Raw genomic sequence first — 16882 nt, 5'->3', positions numbered from 1 at the left:
TTTATCGCTGTAATTTCGAGAAAAGATCCCATACTACAACCCCTGTGCTTACTGAAATGTTCAGAGAATGCTTGCTGCCCAGCTGAGGTATTTCGATAACCGCATCACTGGCAGTTACTACTTCCTGTTGCACACCTTTCACTTCATTCCCGAATATTACTGCGGAAATCTGATCCTTTAAAGGTTCAAATTTATCCAGCATCACAGCATTTTCGGCTTGTTCTATGGCGTAGACTTTTTTTCCTTCCTGCTGAAGTTTTGTGACAAGTTCAATTGTATCTTCCACATATTCCCATGCGACAGTCTCCGTAGCACCCAGAGCAGTTTTTTGAATATCCTTGTGGGGTGGTCTGGCGGTAATTCCGCATAAATAGATCTTTTCGATCAAAAATGCATCGGCAGTTCTAAAAACCGATCCAATGTTATTCAGACTTCTGATATTGTCCAGAATGATGATAATTGGAGTCTTGGTTGCTTCTTTAAATTCTGAAACCGTTTTCCGATCCAGTTCCGCATTTTTAAGTTTCCTGTTCGCCATGCCGGCAAAAATAGCAAAACTTCAGAAGCAAATAGAGATATCTAGTTTCGCAGCTTATACAAATGTTAGGATTAAGTTGTAATTACGACCTAAGCAGCGCAATTATTATCGCCTTCGCTTAAATTGCAAGGCATCCAAAAATTAGAATTTGCCAAGAAGAAAAAAGACCTTAGAAGCTAATAAGATCAATTTTAGAGAGAGTTTTGCCTCCCTTAAGTTCGTTCCCAGATTTTTTAAAGAAATAAGGAAAGTGAATCCATCACTTTTTTATGCGAATATTTTTGGTCGTATTTTAAATGCGGTTTTGCCGGTGATCATGCTATTGCTTGGAAAATTGATAATTGATGAAGTTATTCTTCAAATCGGGAATGAAATAAAAGACCTGGATAGATTATGGATGCTGGTGGCGGCAGAGTTTGGACTGGCTATACTTTCAGATCTGTTAAGTCGTGGGATTAGTTTAAGTGATGCGCTTCTGGGTGACCAATACTCCATTGATACATCTGTCAGAATAATAAAAAAGACTTCAGAACTTAATCTCGATCAGCTTGAAGATTCTGAATTTTACGATAAACTGGAAAGAGCGCGGCAGCAAACTACGGGAAGAGTAGGATTGATGTCTAATATTTTGACCCAGGGAGAGGATGTCATCGTGATTATATCTTTACTTGCCGGGGTCGTTGCTTTTGAACCGTGGTTAATCATTCTTCTAATCGTATCGATCATTCCTACCATTATCAACGAGATCAAGTTTAGTGGAACAAGCTATTCTCTCGCCAGAAGCTGGACCCAGGAAAGACGGGAACTTGATTACTTACGTTATGCGGGTGCCAGTGATGTCACTGCAAAAGAGGTGAAGTTGTTCGGACTCTCAAATTATCTTGCGGGAAGATTTCAGAATCTATCAGCCAAATATTATAAGCAGAGTAAGAGCCTGGCGAAGCAAAGAGCTGGTTGGGGTTCAGTTTTTAATATTGTTGGAACAGGAGCCTATTATGGTGCTTATGTCTTTATTATCTTTAGAACCGTTGCCGGGATCTTCAGTATTGGTGACCTGACATTCTTATCTGGATCCTTCAATAGGTTGCGATCTAAATTACAGGGTTTCTTCACCCGCTTTACTCAAATTACCGAGAGTGCTCTTTATCTCCAGGATTATTTCGAATTCCTGGATCTGTCCTTCAGCAATGAAAATTCAGAAGAAAAGCTTGAGTTACCAAAGGTGATTAAACATGGTTTCGAGTTTAAAAATGTTGGTTTCAAATATCCAAAATCTGAAAAATGGGTGGTTAGAAATATCAATTTTCACTTAAGAGCTGGAGAAAAACTGGCCTTTGTAGGAGAAAATGGTGCGGGAAAAACAACATTGATCAAATTGCTTTTACAGTTTTATGAACCAACGGAAGGGGAGATCTTACTTGATCATGTTCCAATTCAAAAGTATAACCAGGCGGCGTATCAGCAATATTTTGGTGTGATCTTTCAGGATTTTGTGAAATTTGAATTGACCCTTCGTGAAAATATTGCTATGGGTGAGATTGGGGAAATAGGCAATCAATCCCGAATAGATAGTGCTGCTCAGAAAAGTCTGGCGCAGGAAGTAGTTTCAGAATTACCGCTTGGATATGCACAGCAGCTTGGGAAAAGGTTTAAGAACGGGAAGGATCTTTCCGGAGGTCAGTGGCAAAAGATTGCGATCGCACGGGCTTATATGAAAGATGCAGAGGTGCTGATTCTTGACGAACCAACCTCGGCTCTTGATGCCCGTGCAGAAACTGAAGCATTCCAGCGCTTTATTCAATTAACTCAGGGTAAAACCGCGGTGATCATTTCGCATAGATTTAGTACTGTACGTATTGCAGACAGAATTATGGTTCTTAAGGACGGACAGGTAGAAGAAATTGGAACTCACCAGGAGTTGATAGCGAATGATAAGTTATATGCTGAGTTGTTTAATTTGCAGGCTGCGGGTTATCAATAACTATAATTTGGATTCGATGGAATTACATACGATCAGACTTTTACTTGACTTCGGACTTATGGTCCTGATCTGGATCGTGCAACTGGTCATATATCCCGGGCTTTGTTATTATGGGCAGAATGAACTTGGTGACTGGCATAAAAAATACACCGGAAGAATAGGGGTGATCGTGGGGCCTTTAATGATCCTGCAATTGATCGTTGCGAGTTGGCAATTATTCCTTCATCAGGGTGTTTATGAAATCATCAGTCTACTTTTTATAGTAGCTTTATGGCTGCTTACCTTTCTTATTTTCGTGCCTTTACACAATGCGATCAAACCATCTGAAAGTTGCGAGCAGATCACTGGGAACCTGGTCTCGAGGAACTGGTCCAGAACTATTTTATGGTCGGTACTATTTATCATGACGCTTCTTGTCGAAATTTTAGATTAAATTTTCGGACAAAGTCCTGAATCTTTACATTAGCATTCCATAAAATCCCGGAAAATTGGCAGAGAAGAAATCGCAGAAGGTGACCCCTTTAATGAAACAATACAATAGCATTAAGCTTAAATATCCTGATGCCATGCTGCTTTTCAGGGTTGGGGATTTTTATGAAACATTTGGGGAGGATGCAGTGAAAGCTGCACGTATTCTCAATATCGTACTTACCAATCGTAATAACGGCGGTGAGCGTACCGAGCTGGCGGGATTTCCTCATCATTCACTTAATACTTATTTACCAAAATTAGTCAGAGCGGGTCAGCGTGTTGCTATTTGCGATCAATTAGAGGACCCGAAAATGACTAAAACCATCGTTAAAAGAGGCGTGACCGAATTGGTTACTCCAGGGGTTGCATTTAACGATGATATCTTAAGCAGTAAATCAAATAATTTTCTTTGTGCAGTTCACTTCGGAAAGAAAAACCTGGGAATTTCTTTTCTGGATATTTCTACGGGTGAATTTTTATGCGCACAGGGAAATCAGGAATATATTGATAAACTACTTCAGAACTTTTCACCGAGTGAAATTCTTGTTCAGAAGAAGTATAAGAAGGACTTTACATCGGCATTTGGGAAGGATTATCATTGTTTCTTTCTCGATGACTGGATCTTTAAAAGTGATTATGCTCATGAAACTCTCAACAATCACTTCGGAACAAAATCGCTAAAAGGTTTTGGTGTAGACCATCTTGAGGAGGGAATTGTTGCTTCTGGAGCCGTTCTCTATTATCTTGGTGAAACCAGGCATCATCGCCTTCAGCATATTGTTTCTTTAAACCGAATCGCGGAAGAGCAGTATGTATGGATGGACAGGTTTACCATCAGGAACCTGGAATTGTATCATTCTAATGCGGCAAATGCTGTGACCTTGCTTGATGTAATCGATAAAACGATCTCACCAATGGGTGGCCGACTTTTAAAACGCTGGCTGGCACTACCGCTCAAAGATGCGAATCTTATAGAACAACGACTGGAAGTAGTAGACTTTCTGCTGAAGAATCCGGATAGGTTAGAAAGAATTCAGGAGCAATTAAGAGAAATGAGTGACCTGGAACGTCTTATTAGCAAGGTCGCTACTCAGAAGATCAGTCCGCGTGAAGTGAACCAGCTAAGGCATTCGCTGAACGCTATCATTCCGATTAAAGAACTCGCTCTGGAATGCGATAACGAAGCGATCAGGGTTATTGGAGATACTTTAAACAGCTGCGATCTGTTGCGTAGTAAGATTTCTGAAAGTATTACGGAAGAAGCACCAGTCAATGTTCAGAAAGGAAATGTGATCGCGAAAGGTTTTTCTTCAGAATTAGATGACTTGCGGGCCATAGCTTTTTCTGGAAAGGATTATCTCGATAATATGATCAAACGTGAAAGCCAGGAAACAGGCATTACATCCTTAAAGATCGGGAAGAACAATGTGTATGGTTATTATATCGAGGTTAGAAATTCACATAAAGATAAGGTGCCGGAAACCTGGAACAGAAAGCAAACCCTTGTAAACGCTGAACGTTATATTACAGAAGAACTCAAGGAATACGAGTCTAAGATTCTGGGTGCAGAGGAGAAGATCCAGCAACTTGAACAGGAATTATTCTCAAAACTGATCTCCTGGATGGCTGAATATATTGATCCTGTACAGCGAAATGCAAAGTTGATCGCAAGACTGGACTGTCTTGCTTCGTTTGCTCAACTGGCTAAACTGGAGAATTATTCGCGTCCGTCTATCACCGATAGTCATGCACTGGCGATTGAAGAAGGAAGGCACCCGGTGATCGAGAAACAATTACCATCTGGAGAAGTTTATGTGACCAACAATGTTAATCTTGATCGAGAGGACCAGCAGATCATTATGATTACGGGGCCAAATATGAGTGGTAAATCGGCCATATTGCGTCAAACTGCGTTAATCGTACTTATGGCTCAAATGGGAAGTTTTGTGCCAGCGAAAGCTGCGGAAATCGGCCTGGTGGATAAAATTTTTACACGAGTAGGAGCGAGTGACAATATTTCGATGGGAGAATCTACTTTTATGGTAGAAATGAATGAAACTGCGAGTATTCTGAATAATATTTCTGAAAGAAGTCTTGTGCTGCTTGATGAAATTGGAAGAGGAACCAGTACCTATGACGGGATTAGTATTGCCTGGGCGATTAGTGAGTATTTGCACGAACATCCGGCCCGGCCAAAAACACTGTTCGCTACACATTATCATGAGCTGAATGAAATGTGTGATACCTTCGGCAGGATTAAGAATTATAATGTTTCAGTTAAGGAATTAAAAGATAATGTGTTGTTTCTGCGGAAGCTGGTGCCCGGGGGTAGTGAACATAGTTTCGGGATACATGTCGCAAAGATGGCGGGAATGCCGCAAATGGTTTTACATCGAGCGAACAAAATTCTTGCGAAACTGGAGGCTTCCCACTCGATGGAAGATTCTGGGGCGGTTATGAAAAGTTCTGCGGAAGAAGAGATGCAACTTAGTTTTTTTAATCTGGATGATCCAATACTGGAAGATTTGAAGCAGGAGCTATTGGGAATCGATATTGATACACTAACGCCGGTAGAAGCACTAATGAAGCTGAATGAGATCAAGAGGATGCTGAGTAAGCAATAAGATTTTCATGGTTTGTTGTTTATGTATCGCACTTTATTATTGTTATTAATTGAAAGTTGCTTAATTCCTAGTTACTGATAATGAAGAGGTAAGCGTCCTAGCTTGAAAGAATTGGTTTTGAGTCAGCTTTTTTCTTAAATAATTCTTTGCTGTTATAAGATTTGTTTTAAATTTGCCTCCGCAATAAACGCTATGATAAAAAGCGTTTTGTTCTTTAAAATCGCGAAAATAGCTCAGTTGGTAGAGCGCCACCTTGCCAAGGTGGAGGTCGCGGGTTCGAATCCCGTTTTTCGCTCTTTAATAGTTTTAAGCTCGGGTGGTGGAATTGGTAGACACGTTGGACTTAAAATCCAATGACCATTAGGTCGTACGGGTTCAAGTCCCGTCCCGAGTACTAAATACCCTCTTAATCTGTTGATTTTGAGGGTTTTTTTGTATCCATTTCTTCCGCACAGAATTCAATGTTTTGCTTAATTCCAAATAGGATAAATAAACCTTTAATGATCTATCAAGAAGGTGAGATGTGCTGATAACAAACTCGTGATGCTTATATAATTGAATTAAAAAGGAATCTAGAGTTTCAATGATTGAATGATTCATTTTCAGAAATAAATGACGTTCATTTTATTACTATCTCTTATCCGGAATAAATCTGTCTAGCTCCCGTTGCCATTGGGAAGTCTGTATTACTTTCAAAATTGAACGATTTAGATCTTCGCGTAACTTACTATTATTACGTATTCCCATGGCATATAACCTGGGATTAAGTAGGATAGGTTGAACACGAAGACTGAGAGCTGCATCACTGTTTATGTAATAATTGAGCTGCGGAATATTATGCAGGATAACATCAGCCTTTCTTGAGTTTACAAGCTGTAGACCATTTTTAAGATCAGAAACTTTTTGAAAACTTACTCTTTCTTCTTCTAAATAAGCCGATGCTTTTGACTCCTGCAAGGCAAGTACCTCCATGTCTTTAAGGTCGGTCGGAATTGCCAATTTTTTACTGGAAGAACTGCCCATCACCGCGCTTACTAAAGATGCAGTTAGAACCGCCGTGACAGCCATGGCGATAAGCATCCAGAAAAGTGCGATGACTCTGCCCCAGAAAGTTACCGGAGCCTTATCACCATATCTAATCGTTGTCATAGTTACACCTGCCCACCAAAATCCTGAACCTATACCTTTTATGATAGAACGTTCGCCTCCAAAATTTTCATCGTTGCTTCTGCGCTCTACAAAATACATGATGGTTCCTATAATTAGCAACAATACAGAAAGTACTAAAACTATGATCCAGAATCTTTTACTGAAAAAACTTTTGATAATGGCTCCAAGATCCATGGCCGGGGAGGTCGCTGCTCCCATATTTGCAGTGTAATAAATATGACTAAAGTCTACCAGGCTGTCCTCCTTTGTATTTAGATCACTTAAAAGTAAAATATCGACCTGTTTATCTTTTAGACTACTATTTGCTATTTCCGGATCTATTTCCAGAAAATCGAAACTATAATTTAGATCATCGGCAACATTTCTCCAAAGCCGAATGCTAATACCGTCCCAATTTCCTTTATTATCTTTGAACATATAAGGTGTTTGTTCAAAACGCCTACCTGAAGTTGCTCTATTTTCTTATTGGTGGAATCCTGCGGAATATTACTTGCTATCATATAACCTGGAAGCATTAGGAATACGACCCCTATAAGTGGTGAAAAATTAAAGCGTGTCATTTTCAATATTATGAATTATACATTTAAGATATCGCTTAGACCTCTAGATTCTCGGAAGATTTCGTTAAAAATAACAATGCCTCAAATCAACAAGTTTGAATTTCAGCAGTTTAAGTAGCGTTACTATCTGCTGAAATGAGCTCATTTCATGCTGAAAATTAGAACCCTTGTCGGAGCCTACGACTATTTTCTTTAATAGATACAGAATATCGAATGGAGCGGCTGAAAATTGTTAGAATACATTAGCAGGGGATTTTTCAGAATAGGTTTCAACGGTATGAGATCATTACACAAAATAAATTCTGGAGTTATATTTCGATTTTTCATTACCGTTTTGAATTATTTTGAAGGAATACTTCAAATTATCTGAAAACGAGTAAAGTACAAGCCCAAATTTTATTAAATTCAGAAATCTTAACAAAAACATTAATTATATGACAAATGTCAGATTTAATATGAAAGCTTTAGCGCTTTCATTTACATTTTTGGCTGCAGTTTCCTGTAAGGTAAAGGATACTCAACAGAATACTTCCACAGGACCAGATCAGGCCATGGTGGAACAAGATACGGTTCAAGCCGAAGAAAGTGCAGACCTCAGTCTTGAATTCAAAAAGTACGAGTTGGAAAACGGCTTGAACGTTATTCTACACGAGGATAAGTCAGATCCTATTGTTTCCGTAGCGATACAGTATGGTGTTGGCTCTAACCGTGAGAAGAAGGGTAGAACAGGGTTTGCACACTTGTTTGAGCATATGCTGTTCCAGGAATCCGAAAATGTTCCGCAGGATCAGTTCTTTAAAACTATTCAGGATGTTGGTGGTACTTTAAACGGGGGAACCTGGCAGGATGGGACCATTTACTATGAAGTGGTGCCCAAGAATGCTCTGGAAACGGTACTTTGGTTGGAGTCTGATAGAATGGGCTTTTTGATCAATACAGTGACCGAAGCTGCTTTTGCCAATCAGCAGGAAGTGGTTCAGAATGAAAAAAGACAGCGTGTTGATAATAATCCTTATGGGCATACCGGTTGGGTAATAGACAAAAATATGTACCCTGATGGTCACCCATACAGCTGGCAGGTAATTGGAGAACTGGAAGATCTTCAAAATGCCACTGTTGAAGATGTAAAGGAGTTTTACGATAAATTTTATGGCCCTAATAATGCTACCCTTGTACTAGCTGGAGATTTTCAGGAAGATGAGGCTAAAAATCTTATTGAAAAATATTTTGGTGAGATTAAAAAGGGTCAGGAAGTAGAGCCATTAGAAACGCAATTGGTAACTCTGGATGAAACTAAACGTTTATATCACGAAGACAATTTTGCCACGGCGCCGCAATTAAATATGGTATGGCCTGTTGTTGAACAGTACAGTAAAGATTCTTATGCGCTAAATTACCTTGGGCAGATTTTATCCAACGGAAAAGATGCGCCATTATACGAAGTTTTGGTAAAGGAGAAAGAACTTACATCTCGCGCCAATGCGTATAATAGTCCGAGTCAATTAGCGGGTCAGTTTACTATTAATGTGACGGCCAATTCAGGAGTAGATCTTGATAGTATTGAAATGGGTATTGAAGAGGCTCTTGAACTTTTCGAACAAGAGGGAGTTACAGATTTTGATATTGAAAAGATCAAAGCTGGATTGGAAACAGATTTCTATAATGGTATTAGCAGTGTTCTTGGAAAATCCTTCCAGTTAGCGCGCTATGATGTTCTTGCTGGTGATCCTAATTTCTATAAGCAAGACTTGGAAAACATTAAAAATGTGACCAAGGAGGATGTAATGCGTGTCTATAATGAATATATCAAAGACAAGCCTTATGTAATGACCAGTTTTGTGCCAAAGGGTAAGACTGATTTAATTACTGAAAATTCTGAAAAAGCTCAGGTTGTAGAAGAGAAAATTACTGAAAATAAGGAAACTGAAGTAGCAGAAACTAATACTGAAGAAGTTGAAAAAACTCCTTCAAATTTTGACAGATCTGTACAACCTGAAATGGGCGAATCTCCAAGTCTAAGTGTTCCTGAAGCGTGGAATACGGAACTGGCAAATGGTTTAGAAGTTTACGGAATTGAACAAAATGAATTGCCCCTGGTAACTTTTAGTTTGGTTATAGAAGGCGGACATTTGCTGGATGATCTTGAAAACAATGGTGTTGCTAATTTAATGAGTGATATCATGATGGAAGGAACGGCTAACAAAACTCCGCAGGAACTGGAAGACGCTATTGCGCTACTCGGTGCAAGCATTTATATGTATACCAGCAATGAATCTATCGTTGTTCGTGGAAACTCTCTGAAAAGAAATTTTTCAAAAACTATGGATCTGGTGGAAGAAATTCTATTGGAACCAAGATGGGATGAAGAAGAATTAGCAAGGATTAAAACCAGCACTATCAACGGAATAGAGAGAAATGAAGCAAACCCTAACAGGATTGCAAACAGGGTATACAATAAAATTCTTTATGGTGAGGATCATCCATTCGCTTACACTAATTCAGGAACAAAAGAAGATGTGGAAGCGGTTAGTATGGAAGACCTGAAACAATTCTATTCTGAAAACTTCTCACCTTCTGTAGCAAGATTACATGTAGTTGGTGATGTAAATAAAGCTGAAGCTTTGGCGGCAGCTGAAGGTCTTAAAAATAACTGGGAAGCGAAGGAAGTCAATATTCCTGATTTTCAGATCCAGAATAATCGTGAAAAGGCATCTCTGTATTTTGTAGATGTACCAGACGCAAAACAATCCATCATAAATATCGGATACATTGCGATTCCAAGAACAAATGAGGATTACTATCCTTTGGAAGTGATGAATTACAAATTGGGAGGATCTTTTTCCGGAAATGTAAACCTTATTCTTAGAGAAGAAAAAGGCTATACTTATGGAGCACGTTCAGGATTTAGCGGATCAAAAATTCCCGGGACCTTTACGGCATCGTCTTCTGTTAGAACAAATACTACAGGAGAATCGGTAAAGATCTTTAAGGATGAAATTTCTAAATATAAGGATGGGATTTCTCAGGATGACCTGCAATTCACTAAAAACGCACTGATCAAGTCAAACGCTCGCCGATTTGAAACTCAGGGGTCGCTTTTAGGGATGTTACAGGAAATGAGTGCTTATGATCTTGATTCAAATTATATCGAGAAAGAAGAAGATGTAATTAACAATATGACTTTGAAACAACATCAGGAATTGGCGAACAAGTATCTGGATGAATCAAAAATGGCTTATTTGGTAGTTGGAGACGCAAAGTCTCAATTCGAGCAATTTAAAGATATGGGCTTTGATGAGGTAAAACTTTTGAATAAAGAAGGTGAAGAAATTAAAATGGAAGATGTAAAATAATCTCAGCTTTTATTTCTGAATAGAAAAACCTGCCGAATCTGGCAGGTTTTTTTGTTTTTAGCTGGGTATTCAGATAATGAGTGCTTATAAAAGATTTGGAATCCAATTCTCTATTTTACTGTTTTAAATTTCTGATTTTGAACATTAAACTGCAAATTTCCATATATAAGATAACTTGATTTCGTTCAATCGAACTATTTCAGCATCTTTATCAGAGTCTCATGATGATCAGATTTTTCGTGGTTATTATACAATGGCAATTAATTACATATATCAACCTTTCAACCTTTTTACTAGCATTTCACAGTAGTTAAAATTAAGATTACATTAGGAAATGATGTTTAACTTCTTTTAATTAGTATTACTCGAAAGTTAAAGACTTGTTAATATGAAGCCAAATACATATACTCTAAATAATCTACAGGACGGTACAATGGCGACAGACCTGAGACAAAGCACATCCATAGATTTTATTAATACGTTGAGAGATAAGCGACTTATATATATTAACGATCGCGGACAGGTTTATCTTACCAATAAGGGTAAGCTAGCCAACAGGTTGGGATTTCAGCGGTATTTCAAACTAGAAAAGGAGCAGCAGGAATTGTTTGAGCAGGAGCTGGAAACCATTCAGGTTGAGAATAGAGGTCTTCTTATGATTTTTTCAGGAATGATTATTAGTCTTCTACTTATCATTGCATTTTGGATGCTGGAACTTCAAACTTTATAAAATCTATAGTCGTTCAAAAACATTAAAATTTTACCGAATTCTATTAAATGATCTTCTATTAGCAGGATAAATTGCCGGATGAAATTTTACTATCTCAGTAAACAAACTAATAGCAATGGTGTCATGTCTATCCATGCCGATAGTTGTACGCAATTGCCTTCAGTTTTTGATCGGGTTTATCTGGGAATATATGATAATAACAGGCTTGCTTCTGAAGCAGCTTTGATGAAATATCAGGTCTTGAAACTTGACACCTGTAGATGTTGTAAATAATCTAGTATTTGCATTACCATTTAATACATCTTTCAGATATTTTCATAGATGGATACTAGATGAGATTACAGTGACTGTCCCGGAGTTACAATCTATATGATTTGGATCTTCTTCGAAACAGTTCAACCCTAATTCCTTTCAGAAAGAAATACACACCTGTATCGGGGATGTATTGCTGAAGATATTTTTAAATCCTTAGCTATTTAAACTTCCGGGCTAGTTTGTAATTTATACTTCAAGACATTTAATTGTACCTTTAGCTTAAAATTTACTGAAATAAATGTCAGGACATAATCACGGTTGTTGCAAGCCACATAACGACGGTATTTTTGGAGAACGAACGGAATTAATATTTGCTATTTTAAGCGGAATATTTCTAATAGGTGGATATATACTTCAGCAGTTTTCAGATTTTGATTTTGTCTATGCTTTAGTTCCATTCTTGTTCTCATATTTTTTTGGTGGATTTTTTACTGCTAAAGAGGCTTTCGAAGAAATATCGAAAGCTAGGTTTGAAATTGATTTTTTGATGTTGGTAGCCGCTATCGGTGCAGCTTTTCTGGACAAGTGGGCTGAAGGTGGATTGCTTTTGTTTCTGTTCAGTCTTGGTCATGCGCTTGAACATCTCGCCATGGATAAAGCTCAGAAATCTATTGAAGCGCTTACAAAACTAGCTCCCAAGGTAGCCTTCAAGAAGATTGACGGTGAGTTCAGGGAAGTGAGCCTTGAAAATTTAGAGGTTGGCGACATTCTACGCATTAGACCTAATTCAACCGTGCCGGCAGATAGCATTCTAGTCAATGGTAGAACGAACATTAATCAAGCTCCAATTACAGGAGAAAGTATTCCAGTAGACAAAGAACCTGTAAAGGATGAAGTTGTAGATTATAATAATATTACTTCTATTCCCGATAAACACCGTGCCTTTGCAGGAACGATTAATGGAGATGCTACGATAGAGGTGCAGGTGGTCAGGAAGGCTGAGGATTCCACGCTTAGCCGGCTTATTGAAATGGTGCAGCAGGCCCAGGATAAGAAATCTCCTACTCAATTACTGACAGATAAATTTGAAAAATTTTATGTTCCGGCGGTACTTATTCTTATTCTAATTCTGAACCTGGCGTTTTTGGTCCTCGATGAACCATGGTCCGCAAGTTTTTACAGGTCTATGGCTGCTTTGGTGGCTGCAAGTCCCTGTGCGCTTGCGATCTCCACACCTTCCGCAGTATTGAGTGGAATTGCTCGTGCAGCGAAAGGCGGAGTCTTATTTAAAGGTGGTAAACCGCTGGAAGATCTTGGAACTTTGAAAACTTTGGCTTTCGATAAAACCGGTACACTTACTGAAGGGAAGCCAAAACTAACAGATGTTATTTTGCTGAATAATTCTTCGGAAGCTGAATTACTTTCAGAAGTGATTGCTTTGGAAAATACAAGTAATCATCCACTTGCCAAGGCTATAGTTCGTGATGGAAGTGCGAAACTGCCAGTAGAATATCAAATACCTCAGTTATCTGCTTCCGAAGCAATTCAGGGGAAGGGTATAAGTGGTCATATTAATGGGAATCAAATATCTATAGGGAACCTGGAACTGTTTGAAGGTGAAGAGCAACTTGATTCGAAACTGGTTAAAAGGATCAAAGACCTGGAAAAAGATGGGAAAACTACCATGTTAGTGAAATCTGGAGATCATTTTAGCGGGATTTTGGGATTGATGGATGCGCCAAGGCAATCTGCTAAGCCTACTTTATCACGTTTAAGAGAATTGGGTATAAAAGAAATGGTGATGCTTACCGGTGACAATCAGTTTGTAGCAGATGCGGTCGCTAAAGAAATTGGAATTACTAAAGCTTATGGTAGCTTATTACCTGAAGAAAAGGTTGATAAGATTCGGAAACTTAGCAACGGCAAGGTTAAAGTTGCCATGATAGGGGATGGGGTAAATGATGCTCCGGCCATGGCAAACAGCACAGTGGGAATTGCGATGGGTGCAGCAGGAAGTGATGTTGCGCTTGAAACTGCAGATATCGCCCTGATGGCAGACAGACTCGAAGTCCTTCCATTCGCTATAGGTTTGAGCCGGAAAGCACATAACATCGTAAAACAGAATTTATGGATTAGTCTGGGTGTAGTGGCTTTGCTACTTCCGGCAACTATATTTGGATGGGCCAATATTGGGGTGGCGGTGGTTTTTCATGAAGGCTCAACGCTTGTAGTGGTTTTGAACGCACTCAGACTTCTGGGCTACAAATCTGAATAGGATTTATTGAGTTCTTTAGTATTATCTTATCATGATTTCCTTGAGCTCAGGGATAAGCGATATTCGGATATGAAGAACAGTTCCTACATATTTTATTCAATTATTTTTGAATTCTGAGGAAAGATTCCATTTATTATTATAAATTTGGAATAATTCCAATATTAATAGTTTATGGGCACACCGGGATCGATTGAAATTAAGCATTTTAAAGAAGTTCGTGAAGAGCATAATTATACTCAAACAGAATTTGCTTCGCTACTGGGTATAAAAAATTCAACAGCAGATATTGAACGTGGCCGTACGAAGCTTTCAGGTAAAGTAGTAGCTGAACTTTTAAGGCAGTTTGCGATCAATCCCTTATGGTTGTTTGGAGACAGTGGGCAGAAGTATCTTAAGATTAGTAAAGGAGATGTAAGTCCAAAAGTTGTCACCGTAGATAATGCCGATAATGAAAACATAGTACTTGTAAACCAGAAGGCGGCTGCAGGTTATCCTCATAACGTTCAGGATGTAGAATGGTATAATCAACTTCCGGCTTTTGATATTCCGTTACCAGAATTTAGAAATGCTACCTATCGTGGTTTCCAGATCGAGGGAGATAGTATGTTACCAGATTATCGTCCGGGTGAATGGGTGATGGGAAAAGCTGTTGCTAGCATAGAAGAAGCCAGTAATAATAAAGTATACGTGATCGTAATGTATGACTCGGTCTTGGTAAAGAAGATTCAGAAAATGCCTGATCCTTCGAAGGTTTTACTGATATCGCTTAATGAAGAATATTTACCTTTAGAGATCAATGTCCATGATATTCAGGAGATCTGGCAGGTAAATTCCAAACTTACCTTTAACCTGGACAATCCTACAAATAATGGACTTTTTCAGGAGTTACAACAGTCTATGAACGAGTTGAAAAGAGAATTGAAATCTTTTAAACATTAAAAAAGCCCTATCTAGATTAGAAAGGGCTTTTGGATACTTATTTTATTAAGGACTAGTAGTCGTCGTTTCCTTCAACTTCGTCTTCAACATCCTGAGCTGCATTTTCTACTGCGTCTCCAGCGTCGTTAGCTGCATTTTCTACTGCATCACCAGCATCATTAGCTGCATTTTCGACGTCATTTTCTGTATCGTCCATGTCATCCATATCATCCATGTCGTCCATATCATCAGACTCCATTTGCTCCATATCATCAGTCTCATTCTCGTTAGTTTCTCTACAAGAAGTAAAGAATAAACTTGTTGACAGTGCTAAAGCAAGCATTAAAATTGGTTTTTTCATAATTTGATTATTTAGTTATTAGTAGTTTTTAGTAATTCAATGTATTAAAATTTGAGATTTATTACTAATTGTCGTCTCCAATTTTTTCTATTTCTTCGTCGATTTCCTTATTTACTTCATTATCGACTTTTTTAGCTGTTCTTTCGAGAATTCCTTCTCGTTCATCAGCCTCTTCAGGTGATTTGACCTGCTTTTCAACTTCTACTTCCTTGACGATGGTTTCCTTCTCTGCTTCCTGTCTACAGGATGTGAATAAAACAGAACTAGTCATTAATACAATCGCAAGGATTGATAAACGTCTCATTTGTATTTATTTAGTTGTTAATACGGGTCGAAATTACAACTATAAACAATTGTACGAATTATTTTTACTTTTTTTTAGCAATGTTTGTTAATCCTTAGTTTTTCAATGCTCTTAAATGAGATTCTAGAAGTCTGGTAGCGCCCGTATTACTGTTAATAAAGTGCCCGGCGATCATTCCGCTCTTTTTTCTGAAGTTAGGATTGCTTATAAATTTGTCCATAATCTCATCAAATTCTTCAGAATTTTTAACAGAAAACAGTCCTGCTAATTGTCTTAATCGTGCTGCTTCCGGAAATTTATCGTAGTTCGATCCTATAATTATAGGAATTCCGAAGGTAGCCGGCTCAAGAATGTTGTGCAAGCCGGTCGAACCAGCTGCACCGCCAACATAAGCAATATCAGCATAGCTATAGGCTCTTCCCAGATAACCAATCGTGTCCAGAATAAAAACATTGAAATCTTCAATGTTAGCCTTATCCATTTCTGTAAACTTTAGTACCGGTTGTTTTATGTTATCGCAGAAGCTTTGGATTTTTTCAGCCTTGATCTCATGTGGTGCGATCAGAAACTTCTGTTCTGGATGTTCATTAATATAGTTAATAAAAATATTCTCATCTTCTGGCCAGCTACTTCCAAATACCGTCAATACCTTACTAGCCTTAAAATCTTCAATAAATTCTATATGATTGTCCTGGGTGATTTGTGCTGCAACTCTGTCGAACCTCGTATCTCCTGCAACCGTTGTATTCTTGAAGCCTACTTTGTTTAATAATTCTGCAGATTCCTCATTCTGAACAAAAAAGTGTTCGAAAGCCTGCAAGGATTTGATCATCCATTTTCCGTAGAATTTAAAAAAACTCTGATTTTCACGAAAGACGCCCGAAACCAGGTATGTGGGAATTTTACGATCTTTTAAACCTAGTAAAAAATTTGGCCAGAAATCATATTTGATGAAGAATGCCATTTTCGGCTTTATGAGTTCAATGAACTTTTGCGCATTATTCTTCGTATCCAGTGGGAGATAGGTGAAGATATCCACCAGTTCATGCTTTCTCTTATTATTGAAACCTGAAGGAGAAAAGAAGCTAACAATGATCTTTTCTGAAGGATATTCATCTTTTAGCATTTTTAGAACTGGCACTGCCATTTCAAACTCTCCAAGCGAAGCTGCATGTATCCATATATACTGGGATTCTGGCTGTAGCAATTTTTCAAGCCGTGGAAACAGATCTTTTCTTCCTTCTGAAAATTCCTTCAGTTTTGGACTGAATTTTCCAGCTATCGAAATTACCGGCTGGCTGAAATTTATAAGTGAGTTATAGAGAGATTGCATGAATGTAAA

The 16882-nt window shown here is 38.4% G+C and carries 13 protein-coding genes and 2 tRNA genes; 10 read left to right on the top strand and 5 right to left on the bottom strand.

Going from position 1 to position 16882, the window contains the following annotated elements; translation table 11 throughout:
* Position 1 precedes the first annotated feature (1 nt).
* Positions 2 to 538 (bottom strand): RNA methyltransferase, encoded by a 537-nt coding sequence (locus ABVM50_RS01585; protein ID WP_405199673.1) that lies wholly within the window; start codon positions 536 to 538, stop codon positions 2 to 4.
* Between the two features lie 148 nt (positions 539 to 686).
* Between ABVM50_RS01585 and ABVM50_RS01580 the strand changes: the two genes are divergently transcribed.
* The 5 genes from ABVM50_RS01580 to ABVM50_RS01560 all read left to right on the top strand — a co-directional run bounded on the left by ABVM50_RS01580 (position 687) and on the right by ABVM50_RS01560 (position 6008).
* Positions 687 to 2519, top strand: coding sequence for an ABC transporter ATP-binding protein (locus tag ABVM50_RS01580; RefSeq protein ID WP_405199672.1), 1833 nt, complete (start codon positions 687 to 689; stop codon positions 2517 to 2519).
* Between the two features lie 16 nt (positions 2520 to 2535).
* The gene (locus tag ABVM50_RS01575; protein WP_405199671.1) at positions 2536 to 2952 is read left to right on the top strand and encodes a hypothetical protein; all 417 of its coding nucleotides are present in this window, start codon (positions 2536 to 2538) and stop codon (positions 2950 to 2952) included.
* A 91-nt stretch (positions 2953 to 3043) separates the two neighbouring features.
* Positions 3044 to 5614 (top strand): DNA mismatch repair protein MutS, encoded by a 2571-nt coding sequence (mutS, locus tag ABVM50_RS01570; RefSeq protein ID WP_405200673.1) that lies wholly within the window; start codon positions 3044 to 3046, stop codon positions 5612 to 5614.
* A gap of 222 nt (positions 5615 to 5836) precedes the next feature.
* Positions 5837 to 5909: transfer RNA gene (locus ABVM50_RS01565), tRNA-Gly, on the top strand.
* Between the two features lie 15 nt (positions 5910 to 5924).
* Positions 5925 to 6008 (top strand) — tRNA-Leu (locus tag ABVM50_RS01560).
* Positions 6009 to 6244: 236 nt separating this feature from the next.
* Here the strand turns inward: ABVM50_RS01560 and ABVM50_RS01555 are convergent.
* On the bottom strand, positions 6245 to 7201 hold the full coding sequence (locus tag ABVM50_RS01555) for an ion channel (protein ID WP_405199670.1): 957 nt from the start codon (positions 7199 to 7201) through the stop codon (positions 6245 to 6247).
* 577 nt (positions 7202 to 7778) lie between these two features.
* On the opposite strand from ABVM50_RS01555, the gene ABVM50_RS01550 reads away from it, so the two are divergent.
* From ABVM50_RS01550 to ABVM50_RS01530, 5 genes are all read left to right on the top strand, one after another.
* The gene (locus ABVM50_RS01550) at positions 7779 to 10697 is read left to right on the top strand and encodes a M16 family metallopeptidase (RefSeq protein WP_405199669.1); all 2919 of its coding nucleotides are present in this window, start codon (positions 7779 to 7781) and stop codon (positions 10695 to 10697) included.
* Positions 10698 to 11085: 388 nt separating this feature from the next.
* Positions 11086 to 11427 carry a hypothetical protein gene (locus ABVM50_RS01545; RefSeq protein WP_405199668.1) on the top strand — a complete coding sequence of 114 codons (342 nt, stop codon included), beginning with the start codon at positions 11086 to 11088 and terminating at the stop codon, positions 11425 to 11427.
* 78 nt (positions 11428 to 11505) lie between these two features.
* Complete coding sequence (locus ABVM50_RS01540) at positions 11506 to 11700, top strand: hypothetical protein (RefSeq protein WP_405199667.1); 195 nt, start codon at positions 11506 to 11508, stop codon at positions 11698 to 11700.
* Between the two features lie 280 nt (positions 11701 to 11980).
* Positions 11981 to 13957, top strand: coding sequence for a heavy metal translocating P-type ATPase (locus tag ABVM50_RS01535; protein ID WP_405199666.1), 1977 nt, complete (start codon positions 11981 to 11983; stop codon positions 13955 to 13957).
* Between the two features lie 171 nt (positions 13958 to 14128).
* Entirely contained in the window at positions 14129 to 14896 is a 768-nt protein-coding gene (locus ABVM50_RS01530; RefSeq protein ID WP_141878640.1) for a LexA family transcriptional regulator, read from the top strand.
* A 52-nt stretch (positions 14897 to 14948) separates the two neighbouring features.
* Here ABVM50_RS01530 and ABVM50_RS01525 read toward each other — a convergent pair whose 3' ends face one another.
* The 3 genes from ABVM50_RS01525 to ABVM50_RS01515 all read right to left on the bottom strand — a co-directional run bounded on the left by ABVM50_RS01525 (position 14949) and on the right by ABVM50_RS01515 (position 16873).
* Positions 14949 to 15218 (bottom strand): hypothetical protein, encoded by a 270-nt coding sequence (locus tag ABVM50_RS01525; RefSeq protein WP_405199665.1) that lies wholly within the window; start codon positions 15216 to 15218, stop codon positions 14949 to 14951.
* 82 nt (positions 15219 to 15300) lie between these two features.
* Positions 15301 to 15540: a hypothetical protein gene (locus tag ABVM50_RS01520; RefSeq protein WP_141878638.1), complete on the bottom strand. Its 240-nt coding sequence runs from the start codon at positions 15538 to 15540 to the stop codon at positions 15301 to 15303.
* A gap of 94 nt (positions 15541 to 15634) precedes the next feature.
* On the bottom strand, positions 15635 to 16873 hold the full coding sequence (locus ABVM50_RS01515; RefSeq protein ID WP_405199664.1) for a 3-deoxy-D-manno-octulosonic acid transferase: 1239 nt from the start codon (positions 16871 to 16873) through the stop codon (positions 15635 to 15637).
* Positions 16874 to 16882: the final 9 nt, after the last annotated feature.

It is taken from the genome of Christiangramia sp. LLG6405-1 (assembly GCF_045055805.1).
Taxonomy (GTDB): Bacteria; Bacteroidota; Bacteroidia; order Flavobacteriales; family Flavobacteriaceae; genus Christiangramia.
Note: the sequence above shows the minus strand (reverse complement) of the source record. Positions and strands in the feature narration are given on the sequence as shown.

Excerpts from the sequence above, each read along its gene's own strand:
- ABVM50_RS01585 (WP_405199673.1), bottom strand. The coding sequence starts at position 538 with ATGGCGAACAGGAAACTTAAAAATGCGGAACTGGATCGGAAAACGGTT.
- ABVM50_RS01575 (WP_405199671.1), top strand. The coding sequence starts at position 2,536 with ATGGAATTACATACGATCAGACTTTTACTTGACTTCGGACTTATGGTC.
- mutS (WP_405200673.1), top strand. The coding sequence starts at position 3,044 with ATGAAACAATACAATAGCATTAAGCTTAAATATCCTGATGCCATGCTG.
- ABVM50_RS01555 (WP_405199670.1), bottom strand. The coding sequence starts at position 7,201 with ATGTTCAAAGATAATAAAGGAAATTGGGACGGTATTAGCATTCGGCTT.
- ABVM50_RS01550 (WP_405199669.1), top strand. The coding sequence starts at position 7,779 with ATGACAAATGTCAGATTTAATATGAAAGCTTTAGCGCTTTCATTTACA.
- ABVM50_RS01545 (WP_405199668.1), top strand. The coding sequence starts at position 11,086 with ATGAAGCCAAATACATATACTCTAAATAATCTACAGGACGGTACAATG.
- ABVM50_RS01540 (WP_405199667.1), top strand. The coding sequence starts at position 11,506 with ATGAAATTTTACTATCTCAGTAAACAAACTAATAGCAATGGTGTCATG.
- ABVM50_RS01535 (WP_405199666.1), top strand. The coding sequence starts at position 11,981 with ATGTCAGGACATAATCACGGTTGTTGCAAGCCACATAACGACGGTATT.
- ABVM50_RS01530 (WP_141878640.1), top strand. The coding sequence starts at position 14,129 with ATGGGCACACCGGGATCGATTGAAATTAAGCATTTTAAAGAAGTTCGT.
- ABVM50_RS01525 (WP_405199665.1), bottom strand. The coding sequence starts at position 15,218 with ATGCTTGCTTTAGCACTGTCAACAAGTTTATTCTTTACTTCTTGTAGA.
- ABVM50_RS01520 (WP_141878638.1), bottom strand. The coding sequence starts at position 15,540 with ATGAGACGTTTATCAATCCTTGCGATTGTATTAATGACTAGTTCTGTT.
- ABVM50_RS01515 (WP_405199664.1), bottom strand. The coding sequence starts at position 16,873 with ATGCAATCTCTCTATAACTCACTTATAAATTTCAGCCAGCCGGTAATT.